23 protein-coding genes are annotated in these 23549 nt (G+C 59.8%); 3 read left to right on the top strand and 20 right to left on the bottom strand.

All coding sequences use genetic code 11. The features are described from left to right. Positions 1–39 precede the first annotated feature (39 nt). From hemG to ACJ8J5_RS18580, 5 genes are all read right to left on the bottom strand, one after another. Positions 40–573 carry a menaquinone-dependent protoporphyrinogen IX dehydrogenase gene (gene hemG / locus ACJ8J5_RS18600; protein ID WP_043137471.1) on the bottom strand — a complete coding sequence of 178 codons (534 nt, stop codon included), beginning with the start codon at positions 571–573 and terminating at the stop codon, positions 40–42. A gap of 21 nt (positions 574–594) precedes the next feature. Next, on the bottom strand, positions 595–2046 hold the full coding sequence (trkH, locus tag ACJ8J5_RS18595) for a Trk system potassium transporter TrkH (RefSeq protein WP_334274026.1): 1452 nt from the start codon (positions 2044–2046) through the stop codon (positions 595–597). A 35-nt stretch (positions 2047–2081) separates the two neighbouring features. Next, positions 2082–2696, bottom strand: coding sequence for an IMPACT family protein (locus tag ACJ8J5_RS18590; protein ID WP_016929437.1), 615 nt, complete (start codon positions 2694–2696; stop codon positions 2082–2084). Continuing rightward, positions 2696–4027 (bottom strand): Xaa-Pro dipeptidase, encoded by a 1332-nt coding sequence (pepQ, locus tag ACJ8J5_RS18585; RefSeq protein WP_025304931.1) that lies wholly within the window; start codon positions 4025–4027, stop codon positions 2696–2698. Before pepQ ends, ACJ8J5_RS18590 begins: the two co-directional genes overlap by 1 nt. 125 nt (positions 4028–4152) lie before the next feature. Beyond that, the gene (locus ACJ8J5_RS18580) at positions 4153–5322 is read right to left on the bottom strand and encodes an MFS transporter (protein WP_414105103.1); all 1170 of its coding nucleotides are present in this window, start codon (positions 5320–5322) and stop codon (positions 4153–4155) included. A gap of 233 nt (positions 5323–5555) precedes the next feature. Between ACJ8J5_RS18580 and fadB the strand changes: the two genes are divergently transcribed. Together fadB and fadA are read left to right on the top strand one after the other, a co-directional pair. Beyond that, positions 5556–7745 (top strand): fatty acid oxidation complex subunit alpha FadB, encoded by a 2190-nt coding sequence (gene fadB, locus ACJ8J5_RS18575; RefSeq protein ID WP_334274027.1) that lies wholly within the window; start codon positions 5556–5558, stop codon positions 7743–7745. Positions 7746–7755: 10 nt separating this feature from the next. Then, positions 7756–8919 (top strand): acetyl-CoA C-acyltransferase FadA, encoded by a 1164-nt coding sequence (gene fadA, locus ACJ8J5_RS18570; protein WP_025304928.1) that lies wholly within the window; start codon positions 7756–7758, stop codon positions 8917–8919. A 172-nt stretch (positions 8920–9091) separates the two neighbouring features. Here fadA and fre read toward each other — a convergent pair whose 3' ends face one another. From fre to pepE, 3 genes are all read right to left on the bottom strand, one after another. After that, positions 9092–9793: an NAD(P)H-flavin reductase gene (fre, locus tag ACJ8J5_RS18565; RefSeq protein ID WP_060434756.1), complete on the bottom strand. Its 702-nt coding sequence runs from the start codon at positions 9791–9793 to the stop codon at positions 9092–9094. 50 nt (positions 9794–9843) lie between these two features. After that, entirely contained in the window at positions 9844–11340 is a 1497-nt protein-coding gene (ubiD, locus tag ACJ8J5_RS18560) for a 4-hydroxy-3-polyprenylbenzoate decarboxylase (RefSeq protein WP_025304926.1), read from the bottom strand. An 86-nt stretch (positions 11341–11426) separates the two neighbouring features. Next, positions 11427–12152 carry a dipeptidase PepE gene (pepE, locus tag ACJ8J5_RS18555; protein WP_025304925.1) on the bottom strand — a complete coding sequence of 242 codons (726 nt, stop codon included), beginning with the start codon at positions 12150–12152 and terminating at the stop codon, positions 11427–11429. A gap of 246 nt (positions 12153–12398) precedes the next feature. Here pepE and rfaH point away from each other — a divergent pair, with 246 nt between their 5' ends. Then, a complete protein-coding gene (rfaH, locus tag ACJ8J5_RS18550; RefSeq protein WP_025304924.1) occupies positions 12399–12887 on the top strand; it encodes a transcription/translation regulatory transformer protein RfaH in 489 nt (162 codons plus the stop codon). A gap of 45 nt (positions 12888–12932) precedes the next feature. Here rfaH and hemB read toward each other — a convergent pair whose 3' ends face one another. The 12 genes from hemB to udp form a co-directional block, all read right to left on the bottom strand. Continuing rightward, positions 12933–13955 (bottom strand): porphobilinogen synthase, encoded by a 1023-nt coding sequence (hemB, locus tag ACJ8J5_RS18545; protein WP_025304923.1) that lies wholly within the window; start codon positions 13953–13955, stop codon positions 12933–12935. A gap of 14 nt (positions 13956–13969) precedes the next feature. Further along, entirely contained in the window at positions 13970–14752 is a 783-nt protein-coding gene (gene tatD, locus ACJ8J5_RS18540; RefSeq protein ID WP_049209372.1) for a 3'-5' ssDNA/RNA exonuclease TatD, read from the bottom strand. A gap of 53 nt (positions 14753–14805) precedes the next feature. Further along, positions 14806–15576, bottom strand: a complete 771-nt coding sequence (gene tatC, locus ACJ8J5_RS18535) for a Sec-independent protein translocase subunit TatC (protein ID WP_004934456.1) — start codon at positions 15574–15576, stop codon at positions 14806–14808. A gap of 3 nt (positions 15577–15579) precedes the next feature. Beyond that, a complete protein-coding gene (tatB, locus tag ACJ8J5_RS18530; RefSeq protein ID WP_334274028.1) occupies positions 15580–16137 on the bottom strand; it encodes a Sec-independent protein translocase protein TatB in 558 nt (185 codons plus the stop codon). A gap of 3 nt (positions 16138–16140) precedes the next feature. Further along, a complete protein-coding gene (tatA, locus tag ACJ8J5_RS18525) occupies positions 16141–16404 on the bottom strand; it encodes a Sec-independent protein translocase subunit TatA (protein WP_004934452.1) in 264 nt (87 codons plus the stop codon). 80 nt (positions 16405–16484) lie between these two features. Next, positions 16485–18116, bottom strand: a complete 1632-nt coding sequence (gene ubiB, locus ACJ8J5_RS18520) for a ubiquinone biosynthesis regulatory protein kinase UbiB (RefSeq protein ID WP_025304920.1) — start codon at positions 18114–18116, stop codon at positions 16485–16487. Continuing rightward, a complete protein-coding gene (gene ubiJ / locus ACJ8J5_RS18515) occupies positions 18113–18721 on the bottom strand; it encodes a ubiquinone biosynthesis protein UbiJ (RefSeq protein WP_025304919.1) in 609 nt (202 codons plus the stop codon). Before ubiJ ends, ubiB begins: the two co-directional genes overlap by 4 nt. Before the next feature lie 13 nt (positions 18722–18734). Beyond that, positions 18735–19490 (bottom strand): bifunctional demethylmenaquinone methyltransferase/2-methoxy-6-polyprenyl-1,4-benzoquinol methylase UbiE, encoded by a 756-nt coding sequence (gene ubiE, locus ACJ8J5_RS18510; RefSeq protein ID WP_025304918.1) that lies wholly within the window; start codon positions 19488–19490, stop codon positions 18735–18737. Between the two features lie 78 nt (positions 19491–19568). Continuing rightward, positions 19569–21116, bottom strand: a complete 1548-nt coding sequence (gene rmuC / locus ACJ8J5_RS18505; protein WP_049209369.1) for a DNA recombination protein RmuC — start codon at positions 21114–21116, stop codon at positions 19569–19571. A 140-nt stretch (positions 21117–21256) separates the two neighbouring features. After that, on the bottom strand, positions 21257–21787 hold the full coding sequence (locus ACJ8J5_RS18500) for a DedA family protein (protein ID WP_004934438.1): 531 nt from the start codon (positions 21785–21787) through the stop codon (positions 21257–21259). A gap of 79 nt (positions 21788–21866) precedes the next feature. After that, a complete protein-coding gene (locus ACJ8J5_RS18495) occupies positions 21867–22649 on the bottom strand; it encodes a tyrosine-protein phosphatase (protein WP_025304916.1) in 783 nt (260 codons plus the stop codon). A gap of 129 nt (positions 22650–22778) precedes the next feature. After that, a complete protein-coding gene (gene udp / locus ACJ8J5_RS18490; protein ID WP_004934432.1) occupies positions 22779–23540 on the bottom strand; it encodes a uridine phosphorylase in 762 nt (253 codons plus the stop codon). Between the last annotated feature and the right edge of the window lie 9 nt (positions 23541–23549).

Raw genomic sequence — 23549 nt, 5'->3', positions numbered from 1 at the left:
GATTTTTTCGGCAAAACGCTGGCCAAACCCGCGTTTTTGTCACTTTTCGTACTGGATCTGGCTAAATTCCTGGGCAAAGCGGTCGACCTGTTGCCAATCTGTGTACTCCACTTCCTTACTGGTATCCGTTTCACCGCCCGTCATACGCATAATGAATTGAATCATGATGCGATCGAACCAGCGATAGCGCGGATAACGCAATGCGCCGGCAAACACCGCGCACTGTTTTGGCTGCCACGGCGAAGCCAACAGGAACTTGCGGGTATAGGCGTTGGTTTGTGGCGAACGCTTTTCCGGTTTGCGCGCGGTCAGGTTGACGGCAAAGAATGCGCTCGGCATCCGATTCAACTGCTCAGCATGACGCTTGACGAATTTATCCAGCGCCGGGTTAAAGTGCCCGTAACGGATAGAAGCGCCGATCATCACCTGCTGATACTGGTTAAGATCGACCTGTTCTGCCTGCAGCAGATCGATCACCTCACAACGCAGCGTGTCCTGCAACTTGCTTGCTATATAAGAAGCGATAGCACGTGTTTGCCCGTCACGGCTCGAATAAAGTATCAATGCCTTCATGGCCTACTCCTTATATCAGGCTTACTCACGCCAGAAGGTTGGCGTGAACAGCACCAGCAATGTAAACACTTCCAGGCGCCCGAACAGCATCGTCACCACCAGGACCCACTTGGCCGCCGCCGGCATCGTGGTGAAGTTATCCGCCACTACGCCCAGACCGGGGCCGAGGTTATTGAGCGTTGCCGTCACTGCGGCGAACGCGGAAAAGTCGTCAACGCCGGTGGCAATGATCGCCAGCATGCTGACGATAAACACCAGCGCATAAGCAGAGAAGAATCCCCACACCGCCTCCAGAATGCGTTCCGGCAGCGCACGGTTGCCCAATTTGATGGTATAGACCGCGTTGGGGTGCACCAGCCTTTTCAACTCGCGCGAACCTTGCAGGTACAGAAGCAGGATACGGATCACCTTCAGGCCGCCGCCGGTCGAGCCGGCGCAACCGCCGATGAACGCCGAGCACAGCAACAACATCGGCAGGAACAGCGGCCACTTGGCGATGCTGTCGGTCGTGAAACCGGCCGTAGTCGCCATCGATACCACCTGGAAGAACGCCTGATTGAGCGTTTCCATACCGCTCTTATAGACGCCATGTCCCCAGAGCACCAACGTACACACCACCACCAACGTCAACTGAACGAAGATAAACATGCGGAATTCAGGATCGCGCCCATACACCTTCAGGCTGCGGCCGCTCAGCAAAGCGAAGTGCAGGCCGTAGTTACAGCCGGAAATCAGCAGGAACACGGCGATGATGGTGTTGATGGTCGGGCTGGCGTAATGACCGATACTGGCGTCGTGGGTAGAAAAACCGCCGATGGCGATGGTCGAGAAACTGTGGCCGATGGCATCGAACACCGACATCCCAGCCCCCCAGAGCGCCAGCGCACAGGCGACGGTCAGCAACACATAGATTAGCCACAGGGTTTTAGCGGTTTCGGCGATGCGTGGACGCATCTTGTTATCTTTCAGCGGCCCGGGCATTTCCGCCCGATACAGCTGCATGCCGCCGACGCCGAGTATCGGCAGTATCGCCACCGCCAACACGATGATCCCCATGCCGCCCATCCATTGCAGCATTTGGCGATAGAAAAGAATAGCCTTCGGCAACGAGTCCAGCCCCACCAGCGTCGTTGCGCCGGTGGTCGTCAATCCCGAGAAGGATTCAAAGAAGGCGTCGGTCAGCGACAAATTGGGCCGTTCCGAAAACAGGAACGGCAATGCCCCCACGCTGCCCAGCACGGTCCAGAACAGCACGACGATCAGGAAGCCTTCACGCGGCTTCAGCTCGTGTTTTTGCTTGCGGTTCGGCCACCACAGCATCAGCCCGATGGTCAGCGCCACGAAGAACGTTTGGCTGAACGCGCGCCCCGCCCCATCGCGATAAATCAATGCCACCAGGCCGGGAATAAACATCGTCCCGGAGAACAGGATGACCAGCAGACCAACGATACGGGTTATGGCGCGAAAATGCATTTCAGCACGATCCTTAGCAATTCAATTGGGAGGAATTATTGCGAAATGGGGGTTAATTGCAAATTACCGCGACTGAGATCACGCAATTTATTCCCAAACAGCTCGACCTCGGTGGCCGGCAACGCCAGATGCAGCACGACGGCGGCACCGTATTCGCCCTGCAGGATCCGACCTGCGGTTTGCTGCAGCAAGTTCTCCACCAGCGCCAACTGCGCATAGTCGCACTGCAAGATATATTCGGCTTCCGGCACCTTTTCTACCAACACCAGCTGCTTCAACGCCTGTTGAACACCGTTGCCATAAGCTTTCACCAGCCCGCCGGTGCCCAACTTGACGCCGCCATAGTAACGAACGACCACGGCGGTCACTTCGCCGATACCGCTGCCCATCAGCTGCGCGAGGATCGGTTTGCCAGCGGTGCCCGACGGTTCTCCATCGTCGGAGAACCCCAGCTGCTGTGAGTCATCGGGGCTACCGGCGACGAAGGCCCAACAATGGTGCCGCGCCGCCGGGTGCTCATCCCGCACTTGCTGAATAAACGCCTTTGCCGCTTCTACCCCGCTGGTTGGCGCCAGCAGGGTGATAAAACGGCTCTTCTTTATTTCTTCGGTAAAGCGGGTTGCTTCCGCCGGTATCGGGTACGGCCGCATCAGGCCAGGTTCAGATCGCGCGTCATGTTCTCGATACGCTTTTCATGGATCACGATGTTGTCTTCGATGCGAATACCGCCATACGGTTTCAGCGCATCGATGCGATCCCAGGCGAAGTGCTGCTTGAACTCACCGCTGCGCCACGGCGCCAACAGAGATTCGATGAAGTACAGACCCGGCTCGATGGTCAACACCATGCCCGGCTGCAACACGCGGGTACAACGCAGGAACGGATACTTGGACGGCGCCGCCAGATGGGTGCCTTGCTCGTCCTGCATAAAGCCTGCGGCGTCGTGCACCTGCAGGCCCAGCGGGTGCCCCAGCCCGTGCGGCAGGAACGGCGTGGTGATGCCCGTTTCAACCATCGCCTCTTCGCTGAGGCCATTCACCAGTTTGTGATTCTTGAGCAACTTGGCGATGCGCTGGTGCATCTGCACATGGTAGTCGGTATAGCGCACGCCGGTTTTAATGGTGTCGATCAGCGCCAGCTGTTCACTATTGAGATCTTTCACCAGATGAGCGAACTCGCTGCCGCTTTGCGCCGCATAGGTACGCGTCAGATCGGCGGCGTAGCCGTTATATTCCGCCCCGGCGTCGATCAGAAAACTCAGGGACTCGGCCGGCGGCTGATGATCCAGCTTGGTGTAGTGCAGTACCGAAGCGTGCTCGTTCAACGCCACGATGTTGTCGTAAGGCACATCGGTATCGCGGTGGCCGGTCGCCGTCAGGTAGGCCAGATTGATGTCGAATTCGCTCATGCCGGAGAGGAAGGCCTCATGCGCGGCACGATGGCCGGTTACCGCCGTCTTCTGCGCTTCGCGCATGCAGGCCAGCTCGTAGCCGGTTTTGATCGAACGGTGGAAATCCAGGTAGTTCAGCACCGCTTTCGGGTTGATGTTCTCAGAAGGGATGCCGAGATCGCGGGCGCGCTGTTGGGCATAACCGATATAGCCGACGCGCTCGCGCTGCGGCGGAAGCTGCTGGGCGATGGCGTCGGCGTTGGCCAGCGGCATCAATTCAAGGGATTTGGTCCAGAAACTGTCCGGCAGCGGCTCTACGCTGTGCCAGTAGTCAACCGGGGAGTAGAACCACAGCTTCGGCTTGTTGACACCGTCGATCCACAACCAGCAGTTCGGCACCGACGTCACCGGCACCCAGGCTTTGAAATGCGCGTTCACTTTGAACGGATAGCTATGGTCGTCCAAAAATACCTTTTGCAGTTCCCCGGAGTGAATCAGCAGCGCATCCAACTTGTTGCGCTCCAGCACTTCGCGCGCGCGTTTTTGCAGCTCTGCTAGGTGGTCGTTATACAAAGAAGCCAGCGTTTCCATCACAGTACCCTTATGCCTTAGCACGAAAGAAGTCATCTTAACACAGCGCTCCGACGCTCCAACCTCATCGCGTTGGGCATGCGGAGCAGCTCGCAATTCCCTGCAAATGCCGTTACATCCGCAGCTTAACCATTAACCAGCAGCGCTATCGCCAGCGCCCACAGGCCATGGTGTTCCAACAACACCGCACCGGCCGCGGCGACGCCCGCCAGACACTGCTGCAGAAAGCCGCACAGCGCCATCGCATAGGCACCGTACTCTTTGGCATCGCTGACCGCCATCGCCATGCTGTTGGGAAACAGCACCGCCTGGCCAAAAATGGTCAGGCAATACAGCGCAATGAACAGCGCCATACCGGAAAGGCCGGCCAGGACGCCGCTCCACCACAGCAGCAGGATCGCCGCCGTCGCCAGCGCCACGATGCCGCTGCCGGCCTGCATCAGTTTTTTCCCGCCGAGACGCGCCACCGTACGGTTCACCGTCAGCGCCCCGCTGAAGTAGGCGACGCCGATCACCAGCCCCAGGGCGCCGAACGCCGTGACGTTGAGACCAAACCCCTGCTGCATGACGAACGGACTCACTTCCTGCAGTGTCACCGTGGTGGCAAAACCCAGCCCACCGACGCAGGCCGGCCAAAAAAATCCCGGCCGCCGCAGGATGGCGAAGTAGGTGGCCGCCATCGCCGGACGTGGCCCACGAGCGCGCCCTGCCTCCAGCGGCAGCGTCGCCATCAGCGCCAGAATGGCCAAACCGGTGGCGCCCATCAAGACGAAGCCCATCTGCCAGTGTGAATATTGGCTGAGCAGGCCGCCGACGAACTGGCCGCCGCCCAGCGCGGTGATAAAAGCGATGGAGAGCACCGACAGCCGTCGCGCCAGCTCGTCACCGCTCCAGTTATCCCGCACGATGATACGCGCGATGATCGCCGCACCGCCGGCACCCACGCCCTGCAGCGCACGCAGCGTCAGCAATTGGGCGCCGTTGCTGCACAGCGCCAACAGCCCGCTGCAGCCAATGAAAAGAAACAAAGACAGCGTCAGGGGCGCGCGGCGGCCAAAGCGATCGGCGGCCGCGCCCCAAAACAGCACCGGCAAGGCGGCGCCGATGACGAAGATTGAAATGGACAGCTCGGTGGCACGCCGGCTCATCGCCAGCTCCCGCATCACCGTTGGCAGCGAAGGCAAATACACGGTCGTCGCCATTTGCGCCATAAACACCAACAGACACGCCAGCGCCATGGTTCTGGCGGGAATGCTCCACAAGCCGCTGCGTTTAACACAAGCCGCCTTAGTCATGCGTAACCTCGTCTGAATGTTCATTCGCTGCGAGCAAGTGTATGAGTGCCGACACACTCCAGCAAATGCCGATAGCACATAAAATATAACTTCGTTTCAAATCAAAAAACTAACTTGGCGACATGTGATCCGACCAGCAAATATGCAATCTCTCATTTGCATATTTTTAACATAAAAACCACACTCCTCTTCATCTGGTCATACCAGATCATACGCTGATTCAGGAGATAGACATGCTCTACCAAGGCGAAACATTACAACTGCACTGGCTCGATAACGGCATCGCCGAGCTGGTGTTCAACGCATCAGGCTCGGTCAACAAGCTGGACACCCGCACCGTCGCCAGCCTGGGCGAAGCGCTCACCGTGCTGGAAAACCAGCCAGAGCTCAAGGGGCTGCTGCTGCGCTCCACCAAAGCCGCATTTATCGTCGGCGCCGATATCACCGAATTCCTTTCTCTGTTCGCCGCGCCGGCTGAAAAGCTGCACGAGTGGCTGGTATTCGCCAACAACGTCTTTAACCGGCTGGAAGATTTGCCGGTACCGACCATTTCGGCCATTAACGGCTATGCACTCGGCGGCGGTTGCGAATGCATTCTGGCGACCGATTTCCGCGTCGCCTCACCGGACGCGCGCATCGGCCTGCCGGAAACCAAATTGGGCATCATGCCGGGCTTCGGCGGTTCCGTCCGCCTGCCACGCCTGCTGGGTAACGACAGCGCGCTGGAAATCATCGCCGCCGGCAAAGACGTCAGCGCCAAAGACGCGTTGAAAGTCGGCCTGGTGGATGCGGTGGTAGCACCGGAAAAACTGGCCGAAGCGGCGCTGAAAATGCTGCAACAGGCGATCGACGGCAAGCTGGACTGGCGCGCCGCACGTCAACCTAAGCTGGAGCCGCTGAAGCTCAGCCCGATCGAAGCGGCAATGAGCTTCACCACCGCCAAAGGCATGGTGCTGCAGACCGCCGGTAAACATTACCCGGCACCGATGACCGCGGTGAAAACCATTGAAGCCGCCGCCAAGCTGGGCCGCGATGAGGCACTGAAACTGGAAACCGCCAGCTTCGTGCCGTTGGCACGATCCAACGAAGCGCGTGCGCTGGTCGGCATCTTCCTTAACGATCAGTTCGTGAAAGGCCAGGCGAAAAAGCTGGCCAAGAATGTGGACGCGCCGAAACAGGCGGCGGTGCTGGGCGCCGGCATCATGGGCGGTGGCATCGCCTACCAATCGGCGCTGAAAGGCGTGCCGGTGATCATGAAGGACATCAGCGACAAATCGCTGACGCTGGGCATGAACGAAGCGGCCAAGCTGCTCAATAAGCAGCTGGAACGCGGCAAACTGGATGGCCTGAAAATGGCGCAGGTGCTGTCGACCATTCAACCAACGTTGGACTACGCCGGCATCGAGCGCGCGCAGGTGATCGTCGAAGCGGTCGTGGAGAACCCGAAGGTCAAAGCCGCCGTACTGTCGGAAGTGGAAAACCTGATCGGCGAAGAGACCGTTCTGGCGTCGAACACCTCGACCATTCCGATTAATCACCTGGCAAAATCGTTGAAGCGCCCGCAAAACTTCTGCGGCATGCACTTCTTTAACCCGGTACACCGCATGCCGCTGGTTGAAATCATCCGCGGCGAACAAACCAGCGACGAGACCATTGCCAAAGTGGTGGCCTACGCCAGCCGCATGGGCAAAACGCCGATCGTGGTGAACGACTGCCCGGGCTTCTTCGTCAACCGCGTGCTGTTCCCGTATTTCGCCGGTTTCAGCCTGCTGCTGCGCGACGGCGCCGACTTCCGTCAGATCGATAAAGTGATGGAAAAACAGTTCGGTTGGCCGATGGGCCCGGCCTACCTGCTCGACGTGGTGGGCATCGACACCGCACACCACGCGCAAGCGGTAATGGCGGCCGGCTTCCCGGAGCGCATGAGCAAAGACTATCGCGATGCCATTGACGTGATGTTCGACAACCAGCGCTTCGGTCAGAAAAACCAGCTGGGCTTCTACCGCTACAGCCAGGACAACAAAGGTAAGCCGCGCAAGGACAACGACGAGCAGACCGATGCGCTGCTGGCCGAAGTGAGCCAACCGCGCCAGACTATCAGCGACGAAGAGATCGTTGCGCGCATGATGATCCCGATGATCAACGAAGTGGTGCGTTGCCTGGAAGAGAAGATCGTCGCCAGCCCGGCGGAAGCCGATATGGCACTGGTGTACGGCATCGGCTTCCCTCCGTTCCATGGCGGCGCATTCCGCTACCTGGATACGCTCGGCACCGCCAACTACGTTGAGCTGGCCCAGCGTTACGCACACCTCGGCGCCCTGTATCAGGTGCCGGCCGGTCTGCGCGCCAAGGCCGAGCGCAATGAAAGCTACTACCCGGTGGCGACACCGCTGTCCGACGTCGCTACCCGCCAACCGGCATGAGGTCATAAAGATGGAAAACGTAGTTATTGTTGATGCCGTACGCACGCCGATGGGCCGCTCCAAGGGCGGCGCCTTCCGCCAGGTGCGCGCCGAAGATCTCTCCGCTCACCTGATGCGTGAAGTGTTGAGCCGTAACCCGGCGCTGGACGCCGCCGAGATCGATGACATTTACTGGGGCTGCGTGCAGCAGACGCTGGAGCAAGGCTTCAACATCGCCCGCAACGCCGCACTGCTGGCCGAGATCCCGCACCGCGTGCCGGCGGTGACCGTTAACCGCCTGTGCGGCTCTTCGATGCAGGCATTGCACGACGCGGCGCGCGCCATCATGGTTGGCGACGCACACGTCAGCCTGATCGGCGGCGTGGAACACATGGGCCATGTGCCGATGAACCACGGCGTGGATTTCCATCCGGGGCTGAGCCGCAGCGTGGCAAAAGCCGCCGGGATGATGGGGCTGACCGCCGAAATGCTGGCCAAGATGCACAACATCAGCCGCCAGATGCAGGATGAGTTTGCTGCCCGCTCCCACCAGCGCGCACATGCAGCGACGCTGGCGGGTTACTTCAAAAACGAGATCATTCCGACCAACGGCCACGACGCCGACGGCGTGCTGACCCGTTACGATTTCGATGAAGTCATTCGCCCGGAAACCACCGTCGAAAGCCTGTCGGCCCTGCGGCCGGCGTTCGATCCGGTCAACGGCACCGTCACCGCTGGCAGTTCTTCCGCCCTGTCGGACGGCGCTTCCGCCATGCTGCTGATGAGCGAGTCGCGCGCCAAAGCGCTCGGTTTGAAGGCCCGCGCCCGCATTCGCTCGATGGCGGTCGTCGGCTGCGATCCTTCCATCATGGGCTACGGCCCGGTGCCGGCCAGCAAGCTGGCGCTGAAACGCGCCGGTCTGAGCGTGCAGGACATCGATCTGTTCGAACTGAACGAAGCGTTCGCCGCCCAGTCGCTGCCGTGCATCAAAGATCTGGGGCTGATGGACAGTATCGACGACAAGATTAACCTGAACGGCGGCGCCATCGCGCTCGGCCACCCGCTGGGCTGTTCAGGCTCCCGCATCTCGACCACCCTGTTGAACAACATGGAACGTCGCGACGCACAGTTCGGCCTGGCGACCATGTGCATCGGCCTGGGCCAGGGCATCGCCACCGTGTTTGAACGCGTTTAGCTGTGTCTATCTTGGGATGACCGCGTCACCACTTCAAATCGCGGCATCCCGCCAAGTTTAGTTGCCGTTCTTCCCGCCTGTCAGGGGCGGGTTTTTTATACCTGAAATTTGCCGACGCCCAAATAAAAACGGGGCGACCCTCGGCCACCCCATTCACTGCGCATCGCCTCGGTCAGATAAACGAAAACGCGTCGCCAAACATATGCGCTTCCAGCGCGCCGCGCTCGGCGCAGAAACGCTCACGGGCAATTTTCGCCATCTCGAAACGCCCGGCGATGTAGATGTCGTGCTCCGCCAGCGTACCGAAATCCTGCAGCACCGCGCTGAGCACGGTGCCGCTGCGGCCGCGCCATTCGGCTTCCGGCTGCTCGACCACCGGGATCACCTTCAGATTCGGATGCTGCAACGACAGCGCTTCCAGCTCGCTCAAATCGTACAGGTGCTTCAGCTCACGCCCGCCCCAGTAGATGGAAATGTCGCGATCGGGCTGCTGCTCCAGCGCGGTCAACAAGATTGAACGCGCGTAAGAGAAACCAGTGCCGCCGGCGATCAGCACCAGCGGACGGCTGCCCTCTTCCCGCAGCCAGGCGTCGCCATGCGGCACGTCAACGGTGATCGCCTGCTCTTTCAGGATGCGATCCATCACCGCCATGGCGTACAGATTCAGCTCCGAAGCACCGATATGCAGCTCGATGTACTCTTGCTGCGTCGGGGTTGATGCCAGCGAGAACGGGCGCTTGTCGCGCTCGTCCATCACCACCATCAGATATTGCCCTGCCTTGAAAGAAAACGGCTGCTCGGGCACCAGACGTACCCGATAAACCGTATCGGTAATGGCCTCTACCGAGGTCACTTTACAGCTCAATATTGTCATGCGTTCCCTCTGTCGGGTCATCAATGCAAAGCTGAGAACAGGGCCTGACGCTACAGCGTCGGTTCCCTGTCACTGAAGATTGCGAGCTCATCCCAGATTTCGTCGACGCGCGCACGTACCTTTTCATCCATCTGAATCGGACGGCCCCATTCGCGATCGGTTTCACCCGGCCATTTATTGGTGGCGTCCAGCCCCATCTTCGAACCCAGACCGGAAACCGGCGAGGCGAAGTCCAGATAGTCGATCGGCGTATTCTCCACCAGAACGGTATCCCTTGCCGGATCCATTCGTGTGGTGATCGCCCAAATTACGTCGTTCCAGTCGCGCGCATTGACGTCGTCATCGCAGACGATAACAAATTTGGTGTACATAAACTGCCGCAGGAACGACCAGACACCCATCATCACGCGTTTCGCATGGCCGGCGTACTGTTTTTTCATGGTCACTACCGCCAGGCGGTACGAGCACCCTTCCGGTGGCAGATAGAAATCGACGATTTCCGGGAACTGTTTTTGCAGGATCGGCACGAACACTTCATTCAGCGCCACGCCCAGGATCGCCGGCTCATCCGGCGGGCGGCCGGTATAGGTCGAGTGGTAGATGGCGTTGCGGCGCTGGGTGATGTGGGTGACGGTGAACACCGGGAACTGGTCGATTTCATTGTAGTAACCGGTGTGGTCGCCGTAGGGGCCTTCCGGCGCCATTTCACCCGGCTCGATATAGCCTTCCAGCACGATTTCGGCGCTGGCTGGCACTTCCAGATCGTTGGAAAGACACTTGACCACTTCGGTTTTATTGCCGCGCAGCAGCCCGGCAAAGGCATATTCAGACAGGGTATCCGGCACCGGCGTGACCGCACCGAGGATAGTGGCGGGATCGGCGCCCAGCGCCACCGCAACCGGGAAACGCTCGCCGGGGTGCGCCTGGCACCACTCCTGATAATCCAGCGCGCCGCCGCGATGCGACAGCCAGCGCATGATCACTTTATTCTTGCCCAGCACCTGCTGACGATAGATGCCGAGGTTTTGCCGTTCCTTATGCGGGCCACGGGTCACCGTCAGCCCCCAGGTGATCAGCGGCGCGGCGTCTTCCGGCCAGCAGTGCATCACTGGAATACGGCCCAGATCGACATCCTCACCCTGCCATACCTGCTCCTGACAAGGCGCGGACCCCAGCACCTTGGTCGGCATGTTCAGCACCTGCTTGAACTTCGGCATTTTGTCGAACAGATCGCGGAAGCCTTTCGGTGGCTCCGGTTCTTTGAGAAACGCCAGCAGTTTGCCGACTTCGCGCAGCGCGCTGATGTCTTCCTGCCCCATGCCCATCGCCACGCGATTGGCGGTGCCGAACAGGTTGCACAGCACCGGCATGTCGTACCCTTTCGGGTTTTCAAACAGCAATGCCGGGCCGCCTGCCCGCAGGGTGCGATCGGCAATCTCCGTCATTTCCAGGTAAGGATCGATCGGCTGGCTGATGCGTTTTAGTTCCCCTCTCTTCTCCAGCAACGAGAGGAAATCGCGTAAGTCACGGTATTTCATGCTGATCATTATAACGGCCTGTGGGGAGGGCATTATAAGCCCTCTTCACGGTTGTTGCTGCAATTTTGTTAACGCCGCCCGCTGCCGGGTGGCTCTCAGCCGCAGTTGAACGGCACCAGCGCAGCCAGCGCGCGCGTATCCTGATATTCGCGCGTCTCCTCGCCATGGCGGAACACCTTGAAGCCCTGCCCATTAGCGCTGAAGTAACGCAGCGCATTGCCTTCAACATGCAGCAGGCTGCCTTCCCGCAGCGCCACCACCGATTCGCTCGGGTTGATCGCGCAGAACTCCGCCAGGCGCTCGTCACGGGTTTCGCCCATGTGGCCGCTGATGTGCGCGTCGATGTAATGCGGGTTGATCTGTACCGGGAACAGCCCCAGCGCCGACAGCACCACGCTGCAGCGCACCGGCATGTCATTGGTGGTGCGAATGCTCGGCGTGGCCACATTGCAACCGGCGCTCCAGCCGACGTAAGGCACTTCACGCTCGCGCACCGCGCGCTGGATAGGCACGATCAGGCCTTGCTCATGCAGCATTTGGTTCAGCAACCAGGTATTGCCGCCGCTGACCAAAATGCATTCCGCCTGCGCGATCGCCGCCGCCGGTGAAGCGGCGTGGTGGATGCTGGTGACTTCGATGCCCAGCGTTTGCGCCAGTTCCTGCGCACGCTGGTCGTAGTCGTAACGGATCAGGGCGTAAGGGATAAAGACGGCGGATTTGATGCCACGACGCGCAATCATCGCCAGCAGTTGGCTTTTAGCGTACCCCAGCAGCTCGGCTTCACCAGACAGCTTGCCGTTGCTCAACAGAAACAGCTCCATTTATTTCTCCCTCGGTCGAAAACGATGAATAGCGTCACAGCCGGTAGCGCAACGCCTTGCCATACTGTGACGGTAACAAATTTTTAGCCCTCTGTTATACCAGCGCCGTATCGATAAGTGTGTGACCCCTCGCTAATAGCCGCAGATTCATAGAGATAGGTGATGTTACACGCTGAAACTTGCATCACTATGTATCCGGAATAGCTTTTGATATGCTTATCGGCTGGCAGAAAGGCATGTGAAACTATGGAATCCTGGTATCTACTTTATTGCAAACGCGGTCAGCTGTTGCGAGCGCAGGAACATCTGGAGCGGCAGCAGGTAAACTGCCTCAGCCCGATCATCACGCTGGAAAAGATCGTGCGTGGTAAGCGCATCGCGGTCAGCGAACCCCTGTTTCCCAACTATCTGTTTGTGGAGTTCGACCCGGAGCGCATTCACACCACCACCATCAGCGCTACCCGTGGCGTCAGCCACTTCGTGCGTTTCGGCACGTTGCCGAGCGTCATCCCGAGCAAGGTAATCGATGAACTGCGCACGCACGCCTGCGAAACCTATGTCGATCCGGAAACCCCACAGCCGGGGGATACTGTTCTGATCGTCGACGGCGTGTTCGAAGGACTGCAGGCGATCTACACCGAGCCGGACGGCGAGGCGCGTTCCATGTTGTTGCTGAACCTGATCAACAAGCAGGTCAGCCAAAGCATCGACAACCGACAGTTCCAGAAGATGTAATGCAAAAGGCGCCCTCAGGCGCCTTTTTGTTGGCTCATGTTCCGCTTAGCGGCGCATCGCGTCGTCGTGCAGCCACTGGGCGACACGCTTGGCGAAGTAGGTCAGCACGCCGTCGGCGCCGGCGCGTTTGAAGCACATCAACGACTCCATCACCGCAGGTTGCTCCTGCAGCCAGCCGTTCTGAATCGCCGCCATGTGCATGGCGTACTCGCCGGACACTTGATAAGCGAAAGTCGGCACACCGAAGGTATCCTTCACGCGGCGCACCACGTCCAGGTAAGGCATGCCCGGTTTCACCATCACCATGTCCGCACCTTCCTGCAGATCCTGCGCAATCTCCTGCAGCGCTTCGTCACTGTTGGCCGGATCCATCTGATAGGTTTTTTTGTTGCCGCCCTTCAGGTTGCCGCTGGAACCCAGCGCATCGCGGAACGGACCGTAGTAGCAGGAAGCATACTTGGCGGAGTAGGCCATAATCTGGGTATTCACCAAACCCTGCAGTTCCAGACGATCGCGGATCGCCCCGATACGGCCGTCCATCATGTCGCTCGGCGCCACGATTTCTGCGCCTGCTTCGGCATGGGACAGCGCCTGACGCACCAGAATGTCTTTGGTCACATCGTTAATCACATAGCCCTGCTCATCGATGACCCCGTCCTGCCCGTGGGTGGTGTAGGGATCGAGCGCGACGTCGGTCAGAATGCCCAGCTCAGGCACCGCGTCTTTCAGCGCGCGCACCGTGCGCTGTACCAGCCCTTCCGGGTTATAGGCTTCTTCCGCATGCAGCGATTTCAGACCCGGTTCGATCACAGGGAACAGGGAGATCACCGGCACGCCGAGTTTGGCGATGGTTTCCGCTTCCTTAATCAGCAGATCGATCGTCATGCGCGATACGCCCGGCATCGAGGCCACTTCTTCCTGGCGGTTACTGCCTTCCATGACAAACACCGGATAAATCAGGTCATTGACCGTCAGTTGGTTCTCGGCGACCAGGCGGCGGCTGAAGTCATGACGGCGCACGCGGCGCATACGACGACCAGGGAAGGTACCCGGAAATGCATAGCTCATAGTTTTCTCCTAGCTCAAACCAGCCGGAATAGCCGGCGGGCGTTCTCATCAGTTTTTTGCCCCAGCCATTGCGGCTCTTCCTGTCGCCAGACGGCGACCTGATGCACGATATGGGGCAGGAAACAGGGTTCGTTGCGGCGAGATGCGGGTTTAGGCTGTAAATCCCGGGGCAACAGATAAGGGGCGTCCGTTTCCAGCAGTAGACGCTCGGCCGGGATCTGCGGCAACAGGGCACGCAACTCCAGGCCGCGCCGCTCGTCGCAGACCCAACCGGTAATCCCGATCGACAGGCCTAGCGACAGGCAGCTTGCTAATTCTTCGGCGGTGCCGGTGAAGCAGTGCACCACGGCCGCGGGCAGTTTATCCAACCACGGCGTCAGTAGCTCGGCAAAACGTGCGTGTGCGTCGCGGCAATGAAGAAACACCGGCAATGCCAACTCCGCCGCCAGCGCCAGTTGCGCAATGAACGCCGCTTCCTGCTGCTCCGGCGTCGAGAAGTTGCGGTTGAAATCCAGACCGCATTCACCGATCGCCACCACTTCTGGGCCGGCGGCCAGGGCATAAATCTGCTCGGCGCTGTGTTCATCCCAGCTGCTGGCGTTATGCGGATGCACACCGGCGGTGGACCAGCAATAGCCCGCATGCTGCTGCGCCAGTTTGGCGGCCTCGCGGCTCTCAGGCAGATCGGTGCCGGTAATCAACATCCCGGTAACACCCGCCGTGCGAGCGCGCTCCACCACGGTCTCGCGGTCTTTGGCGAATTGGCTGCTGGTGAGGTTAACGCCGATATCAAACATGGTTTTTTCCAAAGCAAAAGCCGCCCAATGGGCGGCTTCGCAATCAAGATGGATCAGGGGGCTGGGGGTTCGTCACCCTCGTCTTCTTCTTCCGCCTGTGGACGACGTTTTCCAGTATAGAAGCGAGCGAAGAACACCCCCACTTCAAACAGCAGATACATCGGTATCGCCAACAGGGTTTGCGAGAACACGTCCGGTGGCGTGAGCAGCATGCCGACCACAAACGCGCCGACCAACACATACGGCCGTTTCTTCTTCAGATCTTCCGGCGAGGTGACGCCACTCCAGCACAGCAGAATGATGGCGACCGGCACTTCGAAGGCGACGCCAAACGCCATAAACAGCGCCATGACGAAATCGAGGTAGTTTTTAATGTCGGTCGCAATGGTCACCCCCATCGGCGCGGTCTTGGCAAAGAAGCCGAAGGCCAGCGGGAACACGATGAAGTAGGCGAAAGCCATGCCGAGGTAGAACAGCAGGCTGCTGGACACCAGCAGCGGCATCATCAGGCGGCGTTCATGCTTATACAGCGCCGGCGCGATGAATGCCCACACCTGATACAGAATCATCGGCGCGGAGACGAACACCGAGACGATCATGGTCAGCTTGATCGGCGTAAAGAACGGTGACGCCACGTCGGTGGCGATCATGCTCGCCCCGGCCGGCAGCTGCTTGAGCAGCGGCGCAGAGACCAGCTGGTAGATGTCGTTGGCGAAAAACACCAGCACCACGAACACCGCCAGCACGCAAATAATCGAGTTCAACAGCCGCTTGCGCAGCTCTATCAGGTGACTGATAAGGGGTTGGGTATCTTCAACAGCCATGTATTAACGATCGCCACTAGGTTGGTGAGACGCTGGGGTTTTATCCGCAACAGGTTCGACAGGAGCAGGCGCGGTTTCCACCGGCGCTTTAGCCGGTTGCGCCGCCACAGGCGCAGCCGCAACGGTTTCAGGTTCCACTGCCGGTTTTGGCACCGCGGCGGGCGCGCTGGCACTGGTTGCCGCTTCCGCCGGCGTCACGCCGTCGTGCAAAGCTTCCGGATCGATGGCCTGCGGGTTATGAATGGTGTTCGCCAGCTCTTCTTTCTCGCCCCGGTAGGTGCGTTTCAAAGATTCCGTCGCGTCTTTCAGCTCATCCATCGACGCCTTCAACTCCGGCGTCAGGTTCTGCAGGCCGGCCTGTTCGGCTTTTTTCAGGCTGTCCTGCAGCTCCTGCAGCTTCAGCTCCTGAGACAGTTCGTGCTGCACCGAGGCCGCCAGCGAGCGCAGCGCGCGGATCCAGCCCGATACCGTTCTGACCGCAACCGGCAAGCGTTCCGGCCCCAGAACAACCAGGCCGATCACCAGCACCAGCAGCAGCTCACTAAACCCAATGTCAAACACGGTTTATACCTGCTCTTTGTTCTTCGACTCTTCCGGTTTCACTTCCGGCTGCTTATCGGTAATAGGCTTGGCCGAGAAGTCAGCATCATCCAGGCTGCTTTTTTCAGCCGTATTGGGGGTCGACGGCGTATCGTCACCGATCGCTTTTTTGAAGCCCTTGATCGAGGCGCCGAGATCGGAGCCCAGCGTGCGCAGTTTTTTGGTACCGAACAGCAGCACCACGATCACTGCGATGATCAACAATTGCGTAATACTAATACCGCCCATTTTAATTACCTCTAATTTTAAAGGGTCTTTTAAAGCCAGCCCGCATTATAGAGCCGACTTTACCAGAGTAACGAATTAAATCAGGTGGTTCGCTTCCAGCCAATCACCCAGCATACGATGCCGGCGGCCATCATCCAGGCGGGAAACACCTCGATTTGCCCCAGCAGCAACAGCGTGCCGCTTACCAACAGTGTAGCGCCAACGCCGAACAAATAACGTGACTGCCCCTGACGAACCCGCTGAGCCTGCATCTGGTTGGTCAGCTTATCAACGCTTTGTTGCAACAGTTTATGCTGCTGCAGGCTGTCGTAAAACAGCTCGGGCAGTTCGGGCAGTTTCTCCGCCCAGAACGGCGCTTTCTCTTTCAACGCACGCACCACGGCGGGAATGCCGACCTGATCGCGCAGCCAGCTCTCGAGGAACGGCTTGGCGGTGGTCCACAGATCCAGCTGCGGGTAGAGCTGACGTCCCAGTCCTTCAACATACAGCAAGGTCTTCTGCAATAACACCAGCTGTGGCTGCACTTCCATATTGAAGCGGCGCGCGGTGTTAAACAGATTCAGCAGCACGTTGCCGAAGGAAATCTCCGCCAGCGGCTTCTCGAAAATCGGTTCGCACACGGTGCGGATAGCAAATTCGAAATCTTCCACGTTGGTGTCACGCGGCACCCAACCGGAGTCGACGTGCAGTTCCGCCACCTTGCGGTAATCGCGGTTGAAGAAGGCGATGAAGTTTTCCGCCAGATAGCGTTTGTCATCCTTGTTCAACGAACCCACGATGCCGCAGTCGATGCCGATGTAGCAGGGATCTTCCGGATGTTCGTAGCTGACGAAAATATTACCGGGATGCATGTCCGCATGGAAGAAGCTGTCGCGGAAGACCTGGGTAAAGAACACCTGAACGCCACGTTCCGCCAACAGTTTCATGTTGGTGCCCTGCTGCTCCAGCGTGGCGATGTCCGAGACCGGAATGCCGTAGATACGCTCCATCACCAACACGCTTTCGCGGCAGTAGTCGGAGTAGACTTCAGGCACGTACAGCATCGGGCTGCCGTCGAAATTGCGACGCAGCTGAATGGCGTTGGCCGCTTCACGCAGCAGATTCAATTCGTCCAGCAGGGTTTTCTCGTACTCGCGTACCACTTCGCGCGGACGCAGGCGGCGGCCGTCCGGCAACAGCTTCGGCACCCAACCGGCCAGCCGGTACATCAAGCGCACGTCGGCTTTGATAATCGGCCCGATATCCGGTCGGATCACCTTCAGCACCACTTCCTGGCCGGTGGTTTTCAACCGCGCAGTATGCACCTGCGCGATCGAGGCAGAGGCCAGCGGCTGCTGATCGAAGTCGTCGAACCAGGCTTCCAGCGGGCCGCCCATCGCCAGCTCGATATGCTTGCGCGCCAGCGCACCGTCGAAAGGCGCCACCCGATCCTGCAGCAGCGTCAGCTGATCGGCAATGTGCGGCGGGAACAGATCGCGGCGGGTCGACATCATCTGGCCGAACTTGATCCAGACTGGCCCCAATTCCTGCAGCGCCAGCCGCAGACGTTCGCCCAGCGGTTTGTCCTTGTGCCGATTAGGCATCCAGAACAGCAGCCGGCGGCCGAAGCGCAGCGGCAGCGTCAAACGCATTGTCGGGATCAGCTCGTCCAGCCCATAGCTGAGAAAAACGCGGACGATAAAATACAAACGACGCAGTTCGCCTGGGGTCATCGCTTGCCCTCCAACTTATCCATGCGGGCAATCAGCGCTTCCGCGCCGCGGGCGAGCGCATCCACTTCTTCATTGAACCACACCACTTCCAGCGGCCCCGGCGCCAGACGCCACTCTTCAGTCAGCGCCTCAGCCATGTCTTGCTGCCGACGCATCAATCCGGCCTTGAGTAACGAAGCGCCTTTGCCCAGCGCCTGCGTAATGCCCTGAGCGGCGATATCGCCGATATAAGGCGCCAGCCATTCCGCCGGATCCCACTCCGCCAGATCGAGCAGGCCAACCAGCTGTTGCACCACCTGAATATCGCCTTCCACCGTCAATTCGCCGCTGCGCATCAGCACTGGCAACTGCTGGCGATCGCGCAGCTTCAGTAAGGCGGGAATGCGGCTGCGCACGGTGCAATCGGCACTGTCTTCAGACTGCCCCAGCACATCCACACGCAGTTCGCTGAACACCAGCACCAGCGGTGAAGCCAACTCTTCCAGTTCGATGCGCAGCACCTTGCCCGCCAGGCGTTGGCGAGCGGCTTTCATGCTGCGATCGCGAAACAGCAGGTTATTCAGCGAGGTTTCCAGCGCACCGGTCAGCAGAGGGGTAAACAGCATCGGCATCTCCCTCTCAGAACTTGAAGCCGCGATGCAGGGCGACAATCCCACCGGTCAGGTTGAAATAGGTGACGTTTTCAAAACCGGCGTTGCCCATCATGCCTTTCAGGGTTTCCTGATCGGGGTGCATACGGATCGATTCCGCCAGGTAACGGTAACTGTCCGGATCTTTCACCACCAGCTCGCCGATCTTCGGCAACACGTGGAAGGAGTAGGCATCATAAGCCTTGCTCAGCGGAGCCAGCAGCGGCTTGGAGAATTCCAGCACCAACAGGCGCCCGCCCGGCTTCAGCACGCGGAACATCGAGCGCAGCGCTTTGTCTTTGTCGGTCACGTTCCGCAGGCCAAAGGAAATGGTGATGCAATCGAAGTAGTTATCTGGGAACGGCAACGCCTCGGCGTTGGCCTGCACGTAATTGATATTGCCGACGATGCCGCGATCGCGCAGCTTCTCGCGCCCCATCTTCAGCATCGAATCGTTGATGTCCGCCAGCACCACCTGCCCCTGCTCGCCGACCATGCGGGAGAACTTGGCCGCCAGGTCGCCGGTACCGCCGGCCAGATCCAGCACGCGCTGCCCACGGCGCACGCCGCTGCAGTCAATGGTGAAACGCTTCCAGATACGGTGGATGCCGAACGACATCAGGTCGTTCATCACGTCATACTTTGCCGCTACCGAATGAAAAACGTCCGCCACCATGGCCTGTTTTTCGTCTCTAGCGACGGTGCGAAAACCGAAATCGGTGGTTTCCTGCGGTTGATCTGCCATTGTCCTGCCTGCTATTCAGTCAATTTTGTGTTGATGAGTGTACCAGAAGCCTGGGGAATACCCCACCTCGCCACGGCCTCAGCCGTGCGAAACGAAGCCCGGCTCCCCGGCGGTATCGTCATCGTCTTTCGTCTGCGGCAGCGCGGCGACATCATCGTCGTTCGCCTCTTCCGCGTCATCGTGTTGCGCGCCGGCTTGCTGCGCCAGCAGCGGGTTGATCGGCCGTTTGACCTCAACCCCCAGCGCGCGGAAACCTTCAATTTGGCCGATAAGATTACCACGGCCCTCGCTCAGTTTGTTCATCGCCTGACGATAACTGCCCTGCGCCTTGTCCAGGCTCTGCCCCAGCGCGGACATATCGTCCACGAACAGCCGCATCTTGTCATACAGTTTCGCCGCGCGATCGGCGATGCGCTGGGCATTTTGGCTCTGATGCTCATAACGCCACAGGTTGGTGATGGTACGCAGCGCCACCAGCAGCGTGGTCGGGCTGACCAGCATGATGTTGTGCTTGAGCGCTTCGCTGATCAACTCCGGCTCGCGATCGATAGCCAGCAGGAAGGCGGGCTCGACCGGAATGAACATCAGCACATAGTCCAGCGAGCGCAGCCCCGGCAGTTGCTGATAGTCCTTGCGGCCCAGCATGCGAATGTGACCGCGCAGCGAGGCGATATGTTCGCTCAGCGCCGCCTCGCGCTCCGCCTCATCCTCGCCGTTGAAATAGCGCTCGTAGGCGATCAGCGACATCTTGGCGTCGATCACCACATCCTTGCCCTGCGGCAGGCGTACGATCACATCGGGCTGCATGCGGCTCTGGTGATCCACCCGCACGTTGACCTGCGTTTCATACTCATGCCCTTCGCGCAGGCCAGAGGCTTCCAGCACCCGGCTCAGCACCACCTCGCCCCAGTTGCCCTGCGTTTTGTTGTCGCCTTTCAGCGCCTTGGTGAGGTTGATCGCCTCGCGCGCCATCTGCGCGTTCAACTGCTGCAGATTGCGTATCTCGTGCGTCAGCGTGTGGCGCTCCCGCGCCTCCTGGCCAAAGCTGTCCTGAACCTGGCGGCGGAAACCGTCCAGCTGTTCGCGCAGCGGCAGCAGTAAACGATCCAAGCTTTGCTTATTTTGCTCGTCCACCTTGCGGCCGCTGTGTTCAAAAATGCGATTGGCGAGATTTTCAAACTGGGTGGTGAGGCGCTGTTCGCTGTTGATCAGCAGGCGTTGCTTCTCCTCCGCCGCCATACGCGTCTCTTCCAGACGGATGGTGACTTCGCGCAGCTCGGCCTCCTGCGCGCTGTTAACCTCGCGCTGGGCGCGCAGCTCCTGATTGAGCAGTTCGCATTCGTTGCGCCAATGGTTGAGCTGTTGCAGCTTCTCATGTCCGGCTGCCAGCTGGCTGTGCAGGTTGCGCAGCTCCAGCTCGCTCTGGCGCAACTGCTGCTCATGACGCTGCAGGGTATCCTGCCGCACGGCCGTTTCCTGCTGCGCCTGCTGCAACGCTTGCTCCAGCAACCGCAGTTCGGTTTCATGTTGCGCATTCGTCTGCTGCACCCGCAGACTGGCGATCAGCCACCCCAACAGCATGCCGATCGCGACGCCGCCAATCCCATAAATCAGACTGGTATCCACCCTGCCTCCTGTTGCACCTTGCCGTTCCGGCGTTTCGCACGCCCATTGCCCGTCACGTTAAGGGGAGGCTGTATGGATGTCCAGCCTGATTTTGCCCGCCGCGCACAATATTGCGCGGCGCTACGCAATTTAGCGAGAAATCAGCCCAGCCACTGGCTGAGCCACTTGATGCCGAATGCCCCCGGCGCCAGAATGCCGAACGCCCAGATCATCGCCGACGTGACGTTGGCCAGTTGGAAATAGCGCTGCGGCATGCCGCAAATGCCGCCCACCAGCGGCACCACGGCGCGCAGCGGGCCGAAAAAGCGGCCGATGAAAATGCCCAGCACGCCCCAGCGCTCAAAGAAGGCATGGCCGCGCGCCAGCAGCTGCGGATTGCGCGACAGCGGCCACATATGGGCCACGCGATCCTGATAGTGATAGCCGATCCAGTAAGAGAGCCAGTCGCCGAAAAACGCCCCGGCGGCGGCGGCGGCCCAAATCGGCCAAAAGGCGATGCCGCTTTCGCCGATCAGCGCGCCCAGCGCCAGCAGGATCACCGTGGCCGGCAGCAGCAGCGACAAAAACGCCAGCGACTCACCGAACGCCAGGAAGAAGATGATGGGAATGGCCCAGCCTTCGTGCTGACGCACGACGTCGCTGACCCAGTTGATAACGTCATTGAGGCTCAATGCAGGGCTCCTGATACGCGATGATTCGCCGCCTAGGATAAGCCGGGGCGAGTTAAACCCCGGCTAAACACGCGGTAATTTACTCGAGGTAAAACGCCTGCAGCGCTTCGCGCTGGGCCGCGCCCAGGCCGTATTCCGCTTCCAGCCAGCGGTCAGTGGAGCCGTATTGCTGACGGATGCAGCCCAGCGCCGTCATCAGGAACTCCTCGCGCGCGCTGAGCACGTAGGCGAATTGCTCCAGCGCCGCCGCATTCAGCTTGATAGACAGCTGATCCAGCATCTGCTCGCGGAAAGTGGCCAGCGTGGTTTCAGTCAGCAGATAGTCTTCCAGCACCGTCGCTTCGTCGGCGCCCAGCGCGAACAGCACCAGCGCCGAACCGACGCCAGTGCGATCCTTGCCGACCGCGCAGTGCTGCACGATCGCGCCGCCGCCAGGGTTGCTCAACAGCTGCGCCAGCCGCTGATAGGCCGCATTGCCGAACGGCAGGCGGCGATACAGCTCCAGCATGAACGCCCGGGCGTCGAAAGCGGCCAGCGTTTCGTTGGTGAGCTTTTCCAGGTTGGCGTTAACTTCGCTGCTCAGCGGGTTAGCCGGCACGTGGTGATAGTCGGCGCCATTCCACAGAATATCCGGTTTGGCTTGCACCTCGTCGGCATCGCGGTAGTCCAGCACGGAACGTACCGGCACTCCAGCGAGGAAAGTGCAGTCGCTTTCCGTCAGCCGTTCGAGAGAACCGGAGCGGAACAGCAGGCCGCGTTTGATGCGGCGCCCGTCGGCCACGCCGTTGCCACCGAAGTCGCGGAAATTGATGCCACCGTCGAGCGGCGCAAGCGAAGGATGAAGCAGGATCTGGGCGGTCATAAACGTCCTCGTTGTTTTTGTTATGACAACGCGCGGCAGCCATCGGCGCAGCGCTGAGGAGTATCACCGTAACAGATTCGCCGCGAATGGAAAAACGGGCCGCGTCAGCGGCCCGTTGAGGGAAGGTGATTACAGCAGACGGCGGGCGGCATCCACCACGATCTGCACCGCTTTGCTTTCCGTGTTTTTCATGGTTTCGGCGTTCGGGATCTCTTGCTGGGTGCGGTTAACGATCACCCCAGCCACCATGCCGGCGCGCAGGCCCTGGCTGGCGCACATGGTCAGCAGCGTGGCGGATTCCATTTCATAGTTCATCACGCCCATCGCCTGCCACTCTTCCATCGAGCCTTTAAAACGGCTGACCACGCGGCCGGAGTAGGTGTCGTAACGTTCCTGGCCCGGGTAGAAAGTATCGGAAGAGGCGGTCACGCCAATGTGGGTGGTCGCGCCGCTGGCCTTGGCCGCTTCCACCAGCGCAGTGGTGCAGGCGAAGTCCGCGACCGCCGGAAACTCCATCGGCGCAAAGTGCAGGCTGGCACCGTCGAGGCGTACCGCCGCCGTAGTCACCAGCACGTCACCGACGTTGATATTGGCCTGAATGGCGCCGGTGGTGCCGATGCGCAGGAAGGTGCGAATGCCCAGCTGCGCCAGCTCTTCCACCGCGATAGAGGTAGACGGGCCGCCGATACCGGTGGAGCAGACGATCACCGCCTTGCCGTCCAGCTCTGCGCGCCAGGTGGTGAATTCACGATGGGAGGCCAGATGCACCGGATTTTCCATCAGCTTGGCAATCTTCTCTACGCGCTGCGGATCGCCCGGCACGATGGCAAGCTGGGCCCCTTGTAAATCGTTCTTGGTGAGGCCGAGATGAAAAACATCAGACTGAGACATACGAGACTC

The sequence above is a fragment of the Serratia sp. CY43202 genome (genome assembly GCF_052168755.1).
GTDB classification, from domain to species: domain Bacteria; phylum Pseudomonadota; class Gammaproteobacteria; order Enterobacterales; family Enterobacteriaceae; genus Serratia; species Serratia bockelmannii.
The sequence above is the reverse complement of the archived record's forward strand: the minus strand, read 5'-3'. Positions and strand labels throughout refer to the sequence as shown.